14 protein-coding genes, 6 tRNA genes and 1 rRNA gene (1 of these 21 only partly in view) are annotated in these 15,959 nt (G+C 53.0%); 6 read left to right on the top strand and 15 right to left on the bottom strand.

Translation table 11 applies throughout. The features are described 5' to 3' along the window. Positions 1-115: 115 nt before the first annotated feature. The 4 genes from NST23_RS10295 to NST23_RS10280 are packed head-to-tail and all read right to left on the bottom strand — an operon-like array spanning position 116 to position 4,171. Positions 116-1,396, bottom strand: a complete 1,281-nt coding sequence (locus NST23_RS10295) for a peptidase (RefSeq protein WP_122965637.1) — start codon at positions 1,394-1,396, stop codon at positions 116-118. Positions 1,397-1,450: 54 nt separating this feature from the next. After that, positions 1,451-2,128: a 3-oxoacid CoA-transferase subunit B gene (locus NST23_RS10290; RefSeq protein ID WP_122965636.1), complete on the bottom strand. Its 678-nt coding sequence runs from the start codon at positions 2,126-2,128 to the stop codon at positions 1,451-1,453. After that, complete coding sequence (locus NST23_RS10285; RefSeq protein ID WP_063227722.1) at positions 2,110-2,802, bottom strand: 3-oxoacid CoA-transferase subunit A; 693 nt, start codon at positions 2,800-2,802, stop codon at positions 2,110-2,112. The genes NST23_RS10290 and NST23_RS10285 overlap by 19 nt, the downstream gene beginning before the upstream one ends. A 16-nt stretch (positions 2,803-2,818) precedes the next feature. Further along, positions 2,819-4,171 (bottom strand): aspartate aminotransferase family protein, encoded by a 1,353-nt coding sequence (locus tag NST23_RS10280; RefSeq protein ID WP_173595581.1) that lies wholly within the window; start codon positions 4,169-4,171, stop codon positions 2,819-2,821. A 149-nt stretch (positions 4,172-4,320) separates the two neighbouring features. Between NST23_RS10280 and NST23_RS10275 the strand changes: the two genes are divergently transcribed. Then, positions 4,321-5,865: a PucR family transcriptional regulator gene (locus tag NST23_RS10275; protein WP_173595580.1), complete on the top strand. Its 1,545-nt coding sequence runs from the start codon at positions 4,321-4,323 to the stop codon at positions 5,863-5,865. A gap of 2 nt (positions 5,866-5,867) precedes the next feature. On the opposite strand, the gene ablB is transcribed toward NST23_RS10275, so the two are convergent. Then, entirely contained in the window at positions 5,868-6,716 is an 849-nt protein-coding gene (gene ablB / locus NST23_RS10270) for a putative beta-lysine N-acetyltransferase (RefSeq protein ID WP_173595579.1), read from the bottom strand. A gap of 190 nt (positions 6,717-6,906) precedes the next feature. On the opposite strand from ablB, the gene NST23_RS28420 reads away from it, so the two are divergent. Continuing rightward, a complete protein-coding gene (locus NST23_RS28420; RefSeq protein WP_122965633.1) occupies positions 6,907-6,993 on the top strand; it encodes a YjcZ family sporulation protein in 87 nt (28 codons plus the stop codon). A 96-nt stretch (positions 6,994-7,089) separates the two neighbouring features. Next, on the top strand, positions 7,090-7,821 hold the full coding sequence (locus tag NST23_RS10265) for a glycerophosphodiester phosphodiesterase (RefSeq protein ID WP_122965632.1): 732 nt from the start codon (positions 7,090-7,092) through the stop codon (positions 7,819-7,821). A gap of 68 nt (positions 7,822-7,889) precedes the next feature. Here the strand turns inward: NST23_RS10265 and NST23_RS10260 are convergent, their stop codons facing one another. The 3 genes from NST23_RS10260 to NST23_RS10250 form a co-directional block, all read right to left on the bottom strand. Then, positions 7,890-8,864 (bottom strand): TIGR01212 family radical SAM protein, encoded by a 975-nt coding sequence (locus tag NST23_RS10260; protein WP_122965631.1) that lies wholly within the window; start codon positions 8,862-8,864, stop codon positions 7,890-7,892. Positions 8,865-9,029: 165 nt separating this feature from the next. Further along, positions 9,030-10,268: a glycosyltransferase family 2 protein gene (locus NST23_RS10255; protein ID WP_122965630.1), complete on the bottom strand. Its 1,239-nt coding sequence runs from the start codon at positions 10,266-10,268 to the stop codon at positions 9,030-9,032. A gap of 301 nt (positions 10,269-10,569) precedes the next feature. Further along, positions 10,570-10,654 (bottom strand) — tRNA-Leu (locus tag NST23_RS10250). 380 nt (positions 10,655-11,034) lie between these two features. On the opposite strand from NST23_RS10250, the gene NST23_RS10245 reads away from it, so the two are divergent. Continuing rightward, positions 11,035-11,292 (top strand): hypothetical protein, encoded by a 258-nt coding sequence (locus NST23_RS10245; protein ID WP_122965629.1) that lies wholly within the window; start codon positions 11,035-11,037, stop codon positions 11,290-11,292. Here the strand turns inward: NST23_RS10245 and NST23_RS10240 are convergent. Beyond that, entirely contained in the window at positions 11,274-11,966 is a 693-nt protein-coding gene (locus tag NST23_RS10240; protein WP_340963624.1) for a hypothetical protein, read from the bottom strand. The two genes, NST23_RS10245 and NST23_RS10240, sit on opposite strands and share 19 nt — an antisense overlap. A 795-nt stretch (positions 11,967-12,761) precedes the next feature. Between NST23_RS10240 and NST23_RS10235 the strand changes: the two genes are divergently transcribed. Both NST23_RS10235 and NST23_RS10230 read left to right on the top strand, forming a co-directional pair. Next, a complete protein-coding gene (locus NST23_RS10235; protein ID WP_287102539.1) occupies positions 12,762-13,019 on the top strand; it encodes a methyltransferase domain-containing protein in 258 nt (85 codons plus the stop codon). After that, positions 13,016-13,384: a methyltransferase type 12 gene (locus tag NST23_RS10230; RefSeq protein WP_287102540.1), complete on the top strand. Its 369-nt coding sequence runs from the start codon at positions 13,016-13,018 to the stop codon at positions 13,382-13,384. Before NST23_RS10235 ends, NST23_RS10230 begins: the two co-directional genes overlap by 4 nt. 393 nt (positions 13,385-13,777) lie before the next feature. On the opposite strand, the gene NST23_RS10225 is transcribed toward NST23_RS10230, so the two are convergent. The 6 genes from NST23_RS10225 to NST23_RS10200 all read right to left on the bottom strand — a co-directional run. Continuing rightward, positions 13,778-13,851 (bottom strand) — tRNA-Arg (locus NST23_RS10225). Positions 13,852-13,943: 92 nt separating this feature from the next. Then, positions 13,944-14,017: transfer RNA gene (locus NST23_RS10220), tRNA-Cys, on the bottom strand. A gap of 5 nt (positions 14,018-14,022) precedes the next feature. Next, positions 14,023-14,098: transfer RNA gene (locus NST23_RS10215), tRNA-His, on the bottom strand. A 26-nt stretch (positions 14,099-14,124) separates the two neighbouring features. Beyond that, positions 14,125-14,201: transfer RNA gene (locus tag NST23_RS10210), tRNA-Met, on the bottom strand. Between the two features lie 10 nt (positions 14,202-14,211). Next, positions 14,212-14,302: transfer RNA gene (locus NST23_RS10205), tRNA-Ser, on the bottom strand. Positions 14,303-14,351: 49 nt separating this feature from the next. After that, a 23S ribosomal RNA gene (locus tag NST23_RS10200) occupies positions 14,352-15,959 on the bottom strand; it runs 1,320 nt beyond the window's last position.

The following is a 15,959-nucleotide window of genomic DNA, read 5'->3' as shown; positions in this document are numbered from 1 at the left end:
TCATTCTCCAGAGCAGACGGCGCTTCCTTGTCCTGCGCTCAAACTTTTTCCTTTTTTTCACAATTACCATCTCAAGTAGCTTAAAAGCGCCCTAGAAAAAGACGCTGCGGCTTCCTTACTGCGCTGGCCCTTCGGCTACCCCGCACCAGTCGAGCAGAGTCAAAGCAAAAATTTCCGCGCAGCGGAAGACGTCATCCAAAACGATGTACTCGTCCCGATAGTGCGCTACTTGTGTAACACCAGGCCCCACGACGATAGCAGGCGTATCGGCCAAAGCCGTCAACAAGCCGCCGTCTGTTCCCCACGGAGATGCTTCCACAATGGCACGCTCGCCCGTCACGGCCGCAAACTTGTCCTGCAAAATGTCCATGAGCGGATGATCCTGTGCGACATCCCCTGGCACCCAGCGCGCGCCGTACCATTCCAGCTCGACTGGCTGCTCCGCAAACCACGGATCGACTTCTGCCAGACGCTGCAAAGCCGCTTCCATTTCTGCCTTGGCATCCTCCATCTGCTCGCCGGGCGCGACTCCCATCCTGCCTTCCAGCTTGACGAGATCCGCGACAGACGACGGCCATTTTCCGCCTTCGATGACCCCGATGTTGATCGGGATCGGAATCGGCAGCTTGGCGTACAGCGGATCATCGAGACGGTCGTTACGCTCTTTTTCCAGACGGCCAATCGCCTGCACGACGAGCATGCTTTTCTCGATGGCACTGACTCCTTCGTAGCGGGTGCCGCCATGAGCAGAGCGTCCCTTGACCGTCAGACGGAACCACATCGAGCCTTGCTGTTTCGGGAAAATTTTCATGTTCGTCGGCTCAGGGATCAGCGCAGCATCTGCCTTGTAGCCGCGCAGGATGGTGGCAAGCGTTCCGGCTCCACCGCTTTCTTCCTCCACCACGCTTTGGAAAATGACGTCTCCCTTCAGGCTGACACCGAGCTTTTGCAGGACGGAAATAGCCAAGAGCGACGACAGGTTTCCGCCCTTCATGTCGGTTGCGCCCCTGCCGTACAGTTTGCCGTCCTCCACTTTTCCGCTGAACGGATCATCGCTCCACTGGGCGTAATCGCCAGCGGGAACGACATCGACGTGCCCGTTCAAAATGAGCGAGCGGCCATTCCCCGCGCCTTTCCAGACGCCGACGACGTTCGGACTGCCTTCAAACGTTTGCCGGGGGGAGACGAAGTACGGATGCGAAACCAGCTCTTCCCCTTCCATGACCCACAAGTCGACACTCAGGCCCATCTTCGCCAAATGATCGGCGATGCTTTTCTGAATCGCTTCCTCTGCTCCTTGCACGCTCGGGCTTTGCACCCACTCTTGCAGCAACTTGACAGAAGCTTCCCGATCCTTTTCCAACTGCTCTCGTATCAGCGCTTGCCAGTTAGCCATGTTCTTCCTCCGTTTCTTGGGTTCGTCCTTTGCCTTTTGTCTTTTGCTTATTGTCTAGCGGAATACGCCTACTTCGCCCTCTATCTTCAGTTCCGCTTCGGTGGCCCCGATGACATCCGCCACACTGTACGGATACATGACCTCGCGCAAATACAAGCCATCTGGCGTAACTTCCATGACAGCCATGTCCGTGATGATCCAGTCTGCCGCCTGAGTGGCAGTGAGCGGAAGCGAGCATTCTCGGACGATTTTGGAACGGCCGTTTTTATCGAGATGCGTCGTCACGACCATCACTTTTTTCGCTTTCTGGGCCAGCTCCATCGCCCCGCCCATACCCGGCACGCGCTTGCCCGGCACAATCCAGTTGGCAATATCGCCGTTTTGGCTGACCTCCAGCACTCCGAGGATGGTCATATCCAACAGGCCGCGGCGGATGATCGCAAATGCCGTTGCGCTGTCGAAAAAGGACGCCCCTGTCGCCAATGTGACGGGAAAGCCGCCTGCATTGCACAGCATCGCGTTTTCTTCCCCTTTTGCCGGACTTGGCCCGGTTCCGAGGATGCCGTTCTCGGCGTGGAACATCACCCGTTTGTCCGCGGGAATGAAATCGGCCACCAGCGTAGGGATGCCGATTCCCAAGTTGATAATCATTCCGTCCTCGACTTCCAGGGCCGCCCTGCGTGCGATTCGCTCACGGTAGCTCTCGGTCTCTTTTACTTCTCCCACGCCCATTGCCAGTTCACCCCTTCACTTTGCACGATGTAATTGACGAACACGCCCGGCGTCACGATTTCTTCCGGGTTCAGCTCGCCAACCTCGACGATCTCGTCCGCTTCGACAATGGTGATGTCTCCTGCCATCGCCACAAGCGGATTGAAGTTGCGCGCGCTCGTATCGTAAACCAGATTGCCGAAGCGATCCGCTTTTTTGGCATGGACGATCGCCACTTCCGCTGTCAAAGGCGTCTCCAGCAAAAATTCCTTGCCATCGAGCACGACCTTTTGCTTGCCTTTTTCTGCAATCGTGCCGATGCCGACATCGGACAAAATGCCTCCCAAACCGACGCCGCCTGCCCGTACACGCTCCGCGAGAATGCCTTGAGGGCAAAACTCGACCTCAAGCTCTCCGGCCGTCATTTGCGCCCCTGCGTTCGGATTGGAGCCGATGTGGGACGCGATGACTTTTTTGACCCGCTTTTCCGTCACGAGCTTGCCGATCCCGATGTGTGGAAACGCGGTATCGTTGCTGATCAGCGTCAAATCGCGCACACCCAAATCCAAAATGCCCTGGATCAGTGTGGGCGGATTGCCCACACCTCCAAAGCCTCCTGCCAGAAGCGTCATCCCGTCGCGGAAATGGGACAGCGCCTCCTGCATGGTAACTACTTTATCAAAACGGTTCGTCATCGATAGCCCCTCCACTCTAGTTGATCAGCGCCTTGTCTTTCAACTCCTGCGATACGCTGACAATCGCCTCTTTCAGGAGGCCGATCAGTTCGTCGATCTCTGCTTTTGTAATCGTCAGTGGAGGAGAGACAATGATGGAGTCACCTGCCACCCCGTCGATTCCACCCATGGCCGGATAAATGAGCAGCCCTTTTTCGAACGCTTTTGCAATTACCTTGCTTGCCACCCCTTGGGAGAGCGGGAACGGTTCTTTTGTTTGCTTGTCTTTGACAAATTCCAGACCGCACAGCAATCCCAGACCGCGCGCCTCGCCGATCAGCGGCAGTTCATCCGCCAACTCCTGCAGACGTGCCAGCAAGTAAGCGCCTTGCTCGGCTGCTTTGTCAAACAACTGATTTTTTTCTACATATTGCAAAACAGCCAGGGAGACAGCGGCGGACTGCGGATTGGCACTGTACGTGTGTCCAGCCATGATCAGACCGCTTCCTTGGCTAATCGTCTCGATGATCTCATCCGACACCATTGTGGCGGCCATCGGCGTATAGCCTGCGCTCATGCCTTTGCCCAAAGTCATCAGGTCAGGCACGACGCCCCAGTGATCGATCCCGAACGCTTTCCCTGTGCGCCCTACTCCCGTCATCACTTCGTCGGCGATGAACAGCACTTCATACTTGTCGCAAATTTCCCGAATGCGCTGGAAGTAGCCATCTGGCGGCACGACTGCACCGCCGGATGCGCCAATGACTGGCTCAGCGATGAAGGCCGCGACTTGTTCCGCACCGATTCGCAAAATGGCGCGTTCCAGCTCGTTCGCACATTCCAAGGCGTATGTCTCAAGCGACATTCCTTCAGGTCTGCGGTACGGATACGGGCCAGTGATCGTCGGATAGTCCTCCAAAAGCGGGGCAAAACGTTTGCGGCGCAATACGTGACCCGACATGGACAGCGCGCCCATCGTGATGCCGTGATAGCTCATCCAGCGGGAAATGATCCGGTTTTTCGTCGGCTTGCCTTTTTCCTGCCAGTATTGGATCGCGATCTTTTGCGCTGTTTCCGTCGCTTCCGAGCCGCTGCTGACGAAAAACGTCCAGTTCAGCGAACCAGGCGCCCACTCAGCCAGCTTGGCTCCCAGCTCCTCTACGGCATCGCTGCTGAAATGCGAGCGGTACGCAAAAGATACTTCTTTTGCCTGCTGATACATCGCGTCGGCTATTTCCTCCACGCCGTGACCGATGCTCGCCGTGACAGCGCCACCGCAGCCATCGATATAGCGCTTGCCGTCTTTATCGTATAAATAAATGCCTTTTCCATGAGAAATGAACGGATATGTCTTGCCCAGTTCCGGTTTAATTACATAGCTTCTGCTCATAATCGTCGCCACCTCGCTTATTCTCTACCTCTATCCTAGCTGACCAGCCCGTTTCATCCATCCGACGCGCTGGCAAAAAAAACGTGGCAAAGAGACAAAATCTTTTGTACATTTTGTATAAAGAACTTCGCAACACGGAGGTGTACCTCATGACAATTACGATCAGAGAGGCTCTGCAACTGCCCGACATGGTTCAGACGCGTCTGATCGCAGGTGCTGGCGGGCTGGACAATCCGATCCGCTGGGTGACGATCGTGGAAGTGCTGGAGGATGCCAGCCGTCTGCAAGAAGGGGAATTTTTGATTACAACCGGATTTGGGCTGATGGAAAATGTCGAGCGGCTCAGTTCATTCATCCCGATGTTAGCCAGGCAAAAGCTCAGCGGAGTCGCTATTCATACCGGATTTTACATGCGGGAAATTCCCGAAAGCTTTCTCGAACTGGCGGACCGCCATCAGTTGCCGCTCATCGAAATCCCGACCGAAATCAACTTCTCGACGATTACCAAAGCGATTTTGCAGCCGATCGTCAATCGGCAGTTTGAGACATTGGCCTACTCGCAAGCCATTCACAACCGGATGATTGAAGCAGCCCTGTCCAAAGGCGGGCTGCCAGCGATCGCAGGCGAGCTTGCTGAGCTTACGGGCGGTGCGGTGACGCTTCTCGACGCCCTCGGGTTTGAAGTGACCCAGCACGGCTGCAAGACGGAGCCGTACACGGAAGAAGGCAAGGAGCATGTGCATTCGGTGCCGATCCGAGCCAGCCGCGAGCATTTTGGCACGCTCAGCCTGAGCAAGCCGCGGGAATCGTGGAAAGAGCTTGACGACGTAGCGCTCCAGCACGCAGCCACCTTGTGTGCGCTGGAATATGTAAAAGAACGCGCTGTTTCAGCGACGGAGTGGCGGTTGAAAGGGGATTTCGTCGAGGAACTGCTGAACGGAAAGCCAATGAGTCCGCAAGACCTGGAAAGCCGCTGTCGCATGCTCGGCTATCCGCTCTCCGGCAAGCACCTCGTGGTCGCGGTCAAAGTCGAGACGGTCGAGCACAACAGGCTCGCGGAGCTGCATCAAAGCGTCATTACCCTGATGCGCAGACTGTGCGACCGCCATCAGCGTTCGTACCTTTTGCGGGAGCGCCCGCACTGTCTTTTGTTCATTTTGCCCGACGACCGGACGAGCCTGCAGCTGCTCGAACAGTTTGCAGCCAGGTGGGAAGGGCTGCACTCTGCCACCACCCTGCAAGTGGCGATCAGCAATCCCCGCGATTTGCTGACAGATGTTTCCTCGGCCGCAGAAGAAGCGATGTTCGCGCTGCAAGCGTATCCTTTGCTCGCTACCGCTCCCGATTTGCTGCGTTACCGGGACATGCAGGGCTATCAGTTTCTGTTTCCTTACCACCGGGACGAGCACAGCATGACGGCATTGTGGAAGCCGATTCTGGAGCCGCTGATCCGCTACGACAGCAAGTACAATCAGCAGCTGCTCGAAACATTGGAAGTGTACCTGGCCCAAAACGGAAACGGCCTGCAAACCTCCCAAGCGTTATATATTCATCGGCATACGCTGAAATACCGCTTGACCCAGATTGAAGAAAAAACAGGCTACCGCCTGGAGGACGCGCATCAGCGCTGGCAGCTTCAGTTGGCGCTTATGGCCCGCCGACTGCAACAGCAGCTGTCTTCCTCACAAGAGTAGCCTTATTCATCGCGTGTAGGCCGAAGTGGCTTCACCCAGATGTTCATGTCTTCGAATCCGGAAAAAATCGTACAGTTGTTGATCAGCCGCCCCCGGTATTCGTAGCCCATTTTGGCGGCTGTTACGTTCATGCCCGCCGATTGGGCCCGCGTCAACGTGTACAAATAGTAAATCCCTGCTTCCTCCATCTTGTGTTCCAACGCGTGGAACAACGGCTGGAGGAGCCCTTTTCCGGCGTGATCCGGATGGGTGGCACAATCGGTCATCTCTGCCGATCCCATGCGCTCTGACACCTCCGCAGACGCCGCACAGGCGATTTGCCCGTCCCGCTCGACTACGAAGTACACGGTGCCCTCCTGCATCGTTTTTTGAATGTACGCGGGATCATCCATCGGCGTAGGATACGTCGCGAAAACGAGGCCGTACAGCTTCGCCAGCTCCTCTGCGTCCGCTTCTGTTGCCGGGCGCATGCGATATCCTTCCGGGAGCGGCTTTTCTTCGCCTGGTCCCGCTTTCGCCAGACTCAGCGCCAAAATTTCCTCGGCCAGCTCGGGAGCAGCAGATGTCGCCCGATCCTCCGTGAGATAAGCCGTGAGCATGTAAGCGTTTTGCCCCTGGAAAAAACCGTCGATGATTCCCTCCTGGCGATATCCCCGCGCAAGCCATTCCCCAACGTCCTGCTTTTTTCCGTAGACGATCAGCTTGCTCGCCGCAGACTTTGTTCCGACCTGCTTGAGCAGTTCGTCGTACTCGCTGATGCGCGTCCGATCGTACTCGTGCAGTTTGACCCTGCGATTTTGCTGATCGTCCACCAAATCACCCGTAGCGAGCATTTCCTCGATCTGTATCATGAAGCCTTCCCTCCCCTGTTTGCCTTGTGACTCCATTGTAGCAAAATGCACCTTCCCGTCATCTGCCAATCTGTATAAAAAGTGGGCTGCCAAGCACAAATCTCAGGCGAGTAGGCATTCGATGAGCGCCATTTTCCCTATACGTTCATAAGATGAAGGAGTTGCTCCATCTGGGAAGGAGGGGGTATTCATGAGCTGCAGCAGCGGAAACAACGATTTCGCCCTTGTTTTGGTTTTGTTCGTTCTTCTCGTGATTGTTCTCGTCGCCATCTCATAGGTACTCGTATGTGCCCCTCTTGATAGGCAGTATCGAGGGGCCACTTACATATGCATGTAATAAGCTATGTAACGTCTGAGAAGGGAGGAAGCCCCCGTGTCCACACTTGTGTTCGCGCATCGCGGCGCTTCCGGCCTGCATCCGGAAAACACGATGGAAGCGTTCCACGCTGCTGTCCGCAAGCGCGCGGACGGAATCGAGCTGGACGTTCAGCTAAGCCGCGACGACAAGCTCGTCGTCATTCACGACCATCGACTCGAACGGACCACGAACGGCTCCGGTCTGGTACGCGGCTACACGATGCGCGAGCTTCGTCAGCTACGCGCCGACAAGGACAGCTCCATGCGTGTTCCCAAAGCCCGGATTCCAGTCCTGCGCGAGGTATTTCAAACCTTTTCCGATACATCGTTGCACTTCATCATCGAGTTGAAAAATTTCTTTTTGGCCCAGCCCCAGCTTGAGGAAAAGGTCATCGAGCTGATCAGGCGCTACCAGCTCACAGAGCGGACGATCATCTCCACCTTCAACTTCGACAGCTTGCTGCGCATCAAAGAACTGGACCCTGCCCAGACAACCGGACTGCTCTATGTCGGCCCGATTGCAAAACCGTGGGCAGTCGCCAGCCAGTATCGCTGCGAGCAGCTGCATGTGCCGTACGATCAGCTGACACCCGAGCTGGTGCGGCAAGCCAAGCAGCGCAATCTGACCGTCTACGGCTGGACAGTGAACAGCAGTCGGCAAATCCAGAATGCCATCGAATACGGCGTGGACGGAATCATTACGAATTACCCTGGCCGCGCAAGAAAAATCATCGAGGCGGATGCGTAACGTCAAAAAGGGAGCCATTTTCCGGCTCCCTTTTTTTATGCAGTTGCTCGAGCCGTTTGAGCGGCTTTTCAGGCGCGTGGAACATAAAACTTCCCTTGCCAGCTGTTTCTGTTTTGCAACTCGGCATGGATGCCGTTGAGCACTTCCCACTTTTTGCGGCTCCACATCGGCCCGATCAACAAGTCTTTTGGCCCGTCTCCGGTGACCCGGTGCACGATCATCTCGGGCGGTAAAATTTCCAGCGTATCTACGACAAGCTTGATGTACTCTTCCAGGGAAAGAAACTCAAGCAGCCCTGCCTCGTACTGTTTGACCATCGGCGTCTTGCGCAAAAGGTGCAGCAGGTGAATTTTGATCCCCTGCACATCCAGGTGGGCAACCGCATCGGCCGTCTGCATCATCTGCTCGTGCGTTTCGCCTGGCAACCCGTAAATGATGTGGGAACAGACGCGAATATTGTGCTTGCGCAGTCTTTCCACCGCATCGACATAGCAGGCGTAGTCGTGCGCCCGGTTGATGAGCTGTGCCGTATGCTCGTGAACCGTTTGCAGCCCAAGCTCGACCCACAAGTACGTCCGCTCGTTCAGCTCGGCCAAATATTCGACGACATCGTCCGGGAGGCAGTCGGGACGCGTGGCGACGGACAAGCCGACTACGCCTTCCTGCCTAAGAATGACTTCGTACATCTCGCGCAGCTCGTGAACAGGCGCGTACGTGTTCGTGTACGCTTGGAAAAAGCCGAGGTATTTTGCCTGCGGCCACTTTTCGTGCATCCGGCCTTTTACGTCGTGAAACTGCCGCTCCAGGTCCATCCGCCGATCGCCAGCGAAATCCCCCGAGCCACGAGCGCTGCAAAACGTACAGCCGCCTGTCGCCACCTTGCCATCCCGGTTTGGACAACTGAAGCCCCCGTCCAGCGGCACCTTGAAAATCTTTTCGTGAAACGTCGAGCGCAAATGATAGTTCCATGTATGGTAACGCTTATCTCCCCAAAACACGGGAGTAGTTTGTTCGCATTGTTGTGGTTGTAGTGCCAGCTTCATCACCGCTTTTCCTCCTCGTGGCACAACCAAAAGCCCTGTGCCCTGCTCCCACGGCTCTTGCTCTCATACGCGTGATCGCGTCATTATACCAGATCAGCGCCCTTTTTCGCTACTTTCCCATAAGGAAACCACAGGTCCGATGTCCCTGTGGTTTGTTTGACAATCCTATTGCTGGATCTCCTCGATGCGAATGGCGCGCGTGTGGGACGTATGGCTCCACACTTGATTTTTCTTGGTGAAAAACGCGTAAAACATGATCGGAAGCCAGGTCAGGAAAAAGAACGGCAACAACAGCAGTCCCAAATATCCTTTGAGCGGCACCTTTTCCAGATAGAGCGCCAGCACTGGCAGCAAATAAAACACAGCGGTAGAGCCGTACACCAGCCAAGTTGGCAGGATGGTCGCAGCCGGCGTCAGAGCCGCAATGTCAAAAAATCTGCCCAGGAACAGCAAGGACATCATGGTCACCATCAACACGTACATCGGCTGGAACAGGTAGAACGCTGCGTCGAGCATTCCCAGCTTTCTCGACTTCAAGCCATTCTTCAGTACGCTTCCGATGTAACGCCCTGCTACATCATAGTGACCTTGCATCCAGCGCAAACGTTGGCGCATGGAAGCTTTCAAATCAATCGGTTTTTCATCCCATACCTTCGTGTCGTGAGCCCAGGTTGGATAAATGCCGCGTTCAATACAGCGGGTAGCAAACTCCAGGTCTTCCGTGAGACTTGTCGCACCCCAGCCCATTTCTTTGAGCAAGTTGCTCTCGATGCACAAGCCTGTTCCGCCCAATGTGTTTGGCAGACCGAGGTTGTGACGGGCCAGTTGCCACATGCGGTTCGTAAACCAGTACGTCACCGCATAAGACAGGGTAATCCAGGAGTCAAACGGGTTTTTCGAATCGAGATAGCCCTGGATCACGCGTGCGCCTTTGACCAGACGGTCGTTCATCACGCGCAGGAAGTTCTTTTCAACCAGGTTGTCGGCGTCAAACATGACGACTGCATCATACTGCTTCGGTCTAGCCCAGAGGTTTTCCAGCATCCACTCAATCCCGTAGCCTTTTCCGCGCTTGGACGTATCAAAACGCTCGCACGCGATGGCTCCGTGTGCCCGACTGATCTCAGCTGTGTTGTCCGAACAGTTGTCGCAAATGACGAAGATGTCGTACATTTCACGCGGGTAGTCGAGCTTTTTCAGGTTTTCAATCAGTGGCGCGATTACGGCACTTTCGTTATGCGCCGCAACCAGTACAGCAAAAGTCTTTTGTGGCTCGCTTGTCACCTGCTCCTTTTTGCGGAACAGACCTGCGCAAGAAACCAGTGTTTGGTACGTGCTGATCACACCTACCGTTGAAGTGAATCCGATGAATAATCCCTCAATGATCTCTCTAATTACACTCATGGGTTCTTCTCCTCGACCTAAATCAAATTGGGTCTGATCCGATTTAGGTAGTGTTGTTTTTCCAACATTTCTCTATTGTAATTCTCCCAATTGGGAGTGTACATCAAAAGCGTTTCAAGATCAATGACCCAAAAGTGGGAAAAACGAAGGCACTGCTATCACCTTTCCCACCTTTTTCTCTTTCTATTCGACAAGCCTTGGACATGAGCAGAAAAAAAAGCCCTTGTCGAAAAGGCTTGATATATTTCGAAAACGCAACGGCTCATTTCAGCTCGAAAATAGCCTCAGTCTGGTATCACGATGGTGCGGTCGGCGAGACTCGAACTCGCACGGGTCGCCCCGCCACCCCCTCAAGATGGTGTGTCTGCCAATTCCACCACGACCGCCTGTTTCCTTGATAATCGCGGACTTCCTTGCCAAAATTCCTGCCGCGAAATCATGTTTTTGAGTATACACAATCGAAATTTAGAAGTCAATAGCGTTTTTCTCCATCCAGAGCGCCTATTTTCGTTGCTAATCATTGGAATATTTTTGTGGCATGTTTCTGCTTTAAGCCATTGTCGGTTGAAAGCGTGTTTTGTCTCTTCTTCTAGAAAATGCGGCGATCGTGTTGATGGAAAATTTCAAGGTTTCGTCACCATAACGGACCAACTGCGACTCCATATTTTTTGGTTTTCTTACATATTTCATGGCGAATCAGACAAATTATTACCAGTAGTAGAAACCCATCGTTCTCAAAAAAATTTTTCGTTATTGGGGGAAACCGATGATTCCCGAAAATATCAAACAGTTGCTCCACGATATTCGGCTAATTGGTGGCGGTATGAAGCAGTATGAGCATCCCGATGATTGGCAGCTGATCCGCAATCTGGTTGGCGAGCAGCTGGAAGTTGATTTGAGCGATGCCACCCCAGACTATTGGGAAAAGCTTCATGCCTCACTGGAGAACGAGAAAGCGATTGCATTAGAAAAAGCTGAGCGGCGCTACTTCCACGGTCTCTACTACTACAATCCTTTTATTTGACCACGAGCTGTTCGTGGTCTTCCTTTCTTCGTGCTTTGCTTGTGCTCTGCTTGCGCTCGTCTTTGTCTTCCGTATCGCGCTCTGATCAGTTCTGCGCCCTTTTCGCTGCTTCTTCTGCTCTCTGTTCTAGCCGTTCTCTGCCTGCTGTCTCTTTTGTGCTCCGTCCTGCTCTCTTTTCTGTACTCTGTCCGGCGTTCTCTTCCTGCTCTCTCTTCTGTGCTCTGTCCGGCGTTCTCTTCCTGCTCTCTCTTCTGTGCTCTGTCCTGCTTTCCTCTTCCTGCTCTCTTTTGTGCTCTGTCCGGCATTCTCTTCCTGCTCTCTCTTCTGTACTCTGTCCGGCGTTCTCTGCCTGCTCTCTCTTCTTTGCTCTGTCCTGCATTCTCTGCCTGCTCTCTTTTCTGTCCTCTGTCCTGCATTCTCTGCCTGCTCTCTTTTCTGTCCTCTGTCCTGCATTCTCTGCCTGCTCTCTTTTCTGTCCTCTGTCCGGCGTTCTCTGCCTGCTCTCTTCTGTACTCGTCCGGCGTTCTCTGCCTGCTCTCTTCTGTGCTCTGTCCGGCGTCCTCTTCCGATAGATCACGTATCGGCGTTGCAGCAAGGTATCTTATTTGACCACATGCTGCTGTGCCCCTTTTGGTCAGCCACGTATTGCACCCGTCTTTTTGCAAACGAACCATTGCTAACTGCCCTGTCTTCGAATTGCCCCTCAAGAAAAGAACATCCCGTGAAAACATTTTTGTAAAAATGAGTATCTTTTTTCTCCCCTAAACGTTACATAGAGTAGAGAGTGAAACTAACAGGGAACTCCTTGCAAAGAATATGCTCATTATCGAAAAGCTTCCTTATTATATGTACGTCAATTTTAGTCATTTTTTGTCGATAAAATGGCTCTTGTTTTTGTTGCTCTTCCTGCTCCTGTGATCTCTGCTGTAAAAAAGCAGGACTTTATTTGACTTGCAAGCAATCATTCTTAGCCTTTTCAAAGCCACAAACGCTGCATGGCCAACAGGAACGCCCTCCCTCGGTTCTCGCATCCATGCGGTGCACAAGACACACTGCCAGGCCGGTGTCGATCCCTTCACAGCCTTTTACTCCCTAACCTAGAGCCGTTTTCGCATCTGTGAATGCTGTTCTGTTCTATCCTGTTTTTGCAGTCGTGAGTTTTAGAAGCTCAAAAATATCTGCTGAACAAACAAGTACCTCATACAAACTTAACTAATCAGTTTGAGTCTGTAGCAGGTATTTTCAATAAGTGACGTCTCGGGAGAAATTGTACTCTCGACCGCCAGCTTATGCATTTTTATTATTCCTTCAGAACAAATCAGACAAGCATTATCTTGCATCCGCCAACATGTACAGGCTCCCATTTTACATAATGATTGTAAGTATAATTCAGCTATTATATATTAATGGAATTATGATATTTCATACATATAGCGGCATAACTTTGAACGTCATGAGAGGAGAATTTGATGACATTTCATAACGCTGAAGAGTATGTTGATCCGAAAAACTACGACGCTGAATTTGGTAGAGAGTGGAAGAAATACGAGTTGTTTCTGCAGGAAGCGAAGCCGTGTCAACATGTGCTTGAGCTTGCCTGTGGAACGGGATTAACGACGTTGTACCTCGCTGAACGAGGTGTACATATTGACGGGGTAGACATTTTACCGAATATGATACAGTATGCCAAACTCGTGACGCTCAAAATTCGCTGCTGGAAAATGTGAACAAGCTACTCAAGGCAGGCGGGAAATTTATTTTTGAGACGCGCAACCCAAGTGGCCATGATCTTACAGACTGTGATTATGAATATTGGCATACATTTCAGGATTATGAGGGGAATCCTGTAGAAGTGGGTGGGAAACAGAAATATAACCCTGATACGAATATAATGAAATGGACGACGATTCGTAAATTCCAAGGCTATGAGCGGGAATCAGAGATTTTATGTTTGTTTACTGAGCCTGAATCGATTCGCAAATTGTTAAACGAGCATGGATTTGATATTCAAAGTGAATATAGCAACTGGAATCGATCACCGTTTACTGGCAAGGATGAACTGATTATATTCGTTGCAAGAAAACAGCCATGACCGTATCGGCGCAAACCAAACCTAGTATGAGTGTAAGGGATAGTCGCTCAACGCCCTCCATGCTGAGTCATACTGCAATTGGACTGAAATACGCAGCTTCTCCTTTTCATGCGTGCAGCCAAGCTTGCTATAACGCCTGTCTATAGCGTTGTACTCACGCGCTAAATAGCAGATATGTATCCATCAAGGCAATGCTCGCAGCACATCGTACGCCCCCACCTACTTGCTTTTTATTCGAAAACACCACTAGCTATGTGCCAGTGGTATTTTCCTGCTTTTACCGGTGAAATGAAAGCTTGATCTGTAGCCAGCGCCTTGCTCCATGCCAAGCTATGTACCTCCATACAACAAAAAAGCCGCCAGCTATAGCGACTTCAAATACTTTAAAACTAACGTCCTGAGAGGGATTCGAACCCCCGACCGTGCGCTTAGAAGGCGCATGCTCTATCCTGCTGAGCTATCAGGACACATTAAAAAGAATGTTCCAGCAGGTGGTTTCCATACGAGTACCTACACTTAGAAGACGTTGCTCTATCCTGCTGAGCTACTGGGACAACTATGGAGGGAGTACCCGGATTTGAACCGGGGGTGAGGGTTTTGCAGACCCGTGCCTTACCACTTGGCTATACTCCCATGCATGGGGCGATCGATGGGACTTGAACCCACGAGTGCCGGAGCCACAATCCGGTGCGTTAACCCCTTCGCCACGACCGCCATAACTTTTGCTTGTCTTATGTTTTTGGTAGCGGTGGAGGGAATCGAACCCCCGACCTTTCGGGTATGAACCGAACGCTCTAACCAGCTGAGCTACGCCGCCAAAATAAAAATGGCGGAGAGTGAGGGATTCGAACCCTCGCTACGCTTGCGCATACTAACGGTTTAGCAAACCGTCCCCTTCGGCCTCTTGGGTAACTCTCCGTAATTATATGTTCCTTCAAAACCGGATATGCATGATTGCTAAGCATGTGTGGATAAGTCCTCGACCGATTAGTATTCGTCAGCTCCACGCGTTACCGCGCTTCCACACCGAACCTATCAACCTCATCGTCTATGAGGGGTCTTACCAGCTTGCGCTGTGGGAAGTCTCATCTTGGAGGGGGCTTCACGCTTAGATGCTTTCAGCGCTTATCCCGTCCGCACATAGCTACCCAGCTGTGCCACTGGCGTGACAACTGGTGCACCAGCGGTGCGTCCATCCCGGTCCTCTCGTACTAAGGACAGCTCTCCTCAAACTTCCTACGCCCGCGACAGATAGGGACCGAACTGTCTCACGACGTTCTGAACCCAGCTCGCGTACCGCTTTAATGGGCGAACAGCCCAACCCTTGGGACCTACTTCAGCCCCAGGATGCGATGAGCCGACATCGAGGTGCCAAACCTCCCCGTCGATGTGGACTCTTGGGGGAGATAAGCCTGTTATCCCCAGGGTAGCTTTTATCCGTTGAGCGATGGCCCTTCCATGCGGAACCACCGGATCACTAAGCCCGACTTTCGTCCCTGCTCGACTTGTAGGTCTCGCAGTCAAGCTCCCTTCTGCCTTTACACTCTACGAATGATTTCCGACCATTCTGAGGGAACCTTTGGGCGCCTCCGTTACCTTTTAGGAGGCGACCGCCCCAGTCAAACTGCCCACCTGGCATGGTCCTCTCGCCCGATGAGGGCGACGAGTTAGAAACTCCGTACATCAAGGGTGGTATCCCACCGACAGCTCCACAGAGGCTGGCGCCCCTGCTTCTCAGCTTCCCACCTATCCTGTACATGATGCACAAAGTTCCAATACCAGGCTACAGTAAAGCTCCATGGGGTCTTTCCGTCTTGTCGCGGGTAACCTGCATCTTCACAGGTATTATGATTTCACCGGGTCTCTTGCCGAGACAGCGCCCAAGTCGTTACGCCTTTCGTGCGGGTCGGAACTTACCCGACAAGGAATTTCGCTACCTTAGGACCGTTATAGTTACGGCCGCCGTTTACTGGGGCTTCGGTTCAAAGCTTCGCTTGCGCTAACTCATCCCCTTAACCTTCCAGCACCGGGCAGGCGTCAGCCCCTATACTTCGCCTTGCGGCTTCGCAGAGACCTGTGTTTTTGCTAAACAGTCGCTTGGGCCTTTTCACTGCGGCCCCCTCGGGCTATGAACCCTACCGAGGCGCCCCTTCTCCCGAAGTTACGGGGCCATTTTGCCGAGTTCCTTAGCAAGAGTTATCCCGCGCACCTTAGGATTCTCTCCTCGCCTACCTGTGTCGGTTTGCGGTACGGGCACCTTGTTCCTCGCTAGACGCTTTTCTTGGCAGTGTGAAATCAGGGACTTCGGTACTAAAATTTCCCTCGCCATCACAGCTTGTGCTTGACGGTGTGCGGATTTGCCTACACACCACACTTACTGCTTGGACGGCCATCCAGTAGGCCGCTCACCCTATCCTCCTGCGTCACGCCATTGCTCAAGCGGAACAGAGGTGGTACAGGAATATCAACCTGTTGTCCATCGCCTACGCCTTTCGGCCTCAGCTTAGGTCCCGACTAACCCTGGGAGGACGAGCCTTCCCCAGGAAACCTTAGGCTTTCGGTGGACAAGATTCTC

Source organism: Brevibacillus sp. FSL K6-0770 (genome assembly GCF_038000275.1).
Lineage (GTDB): Bacteria > Bacillota > Bacilli > Brevibacillales > Brevibacillaceae > Brevibacillus > Brevibacillus parabrevis.
This window is presented reverse-complemented; position numbering and strand designations above follow the sequence as displayed.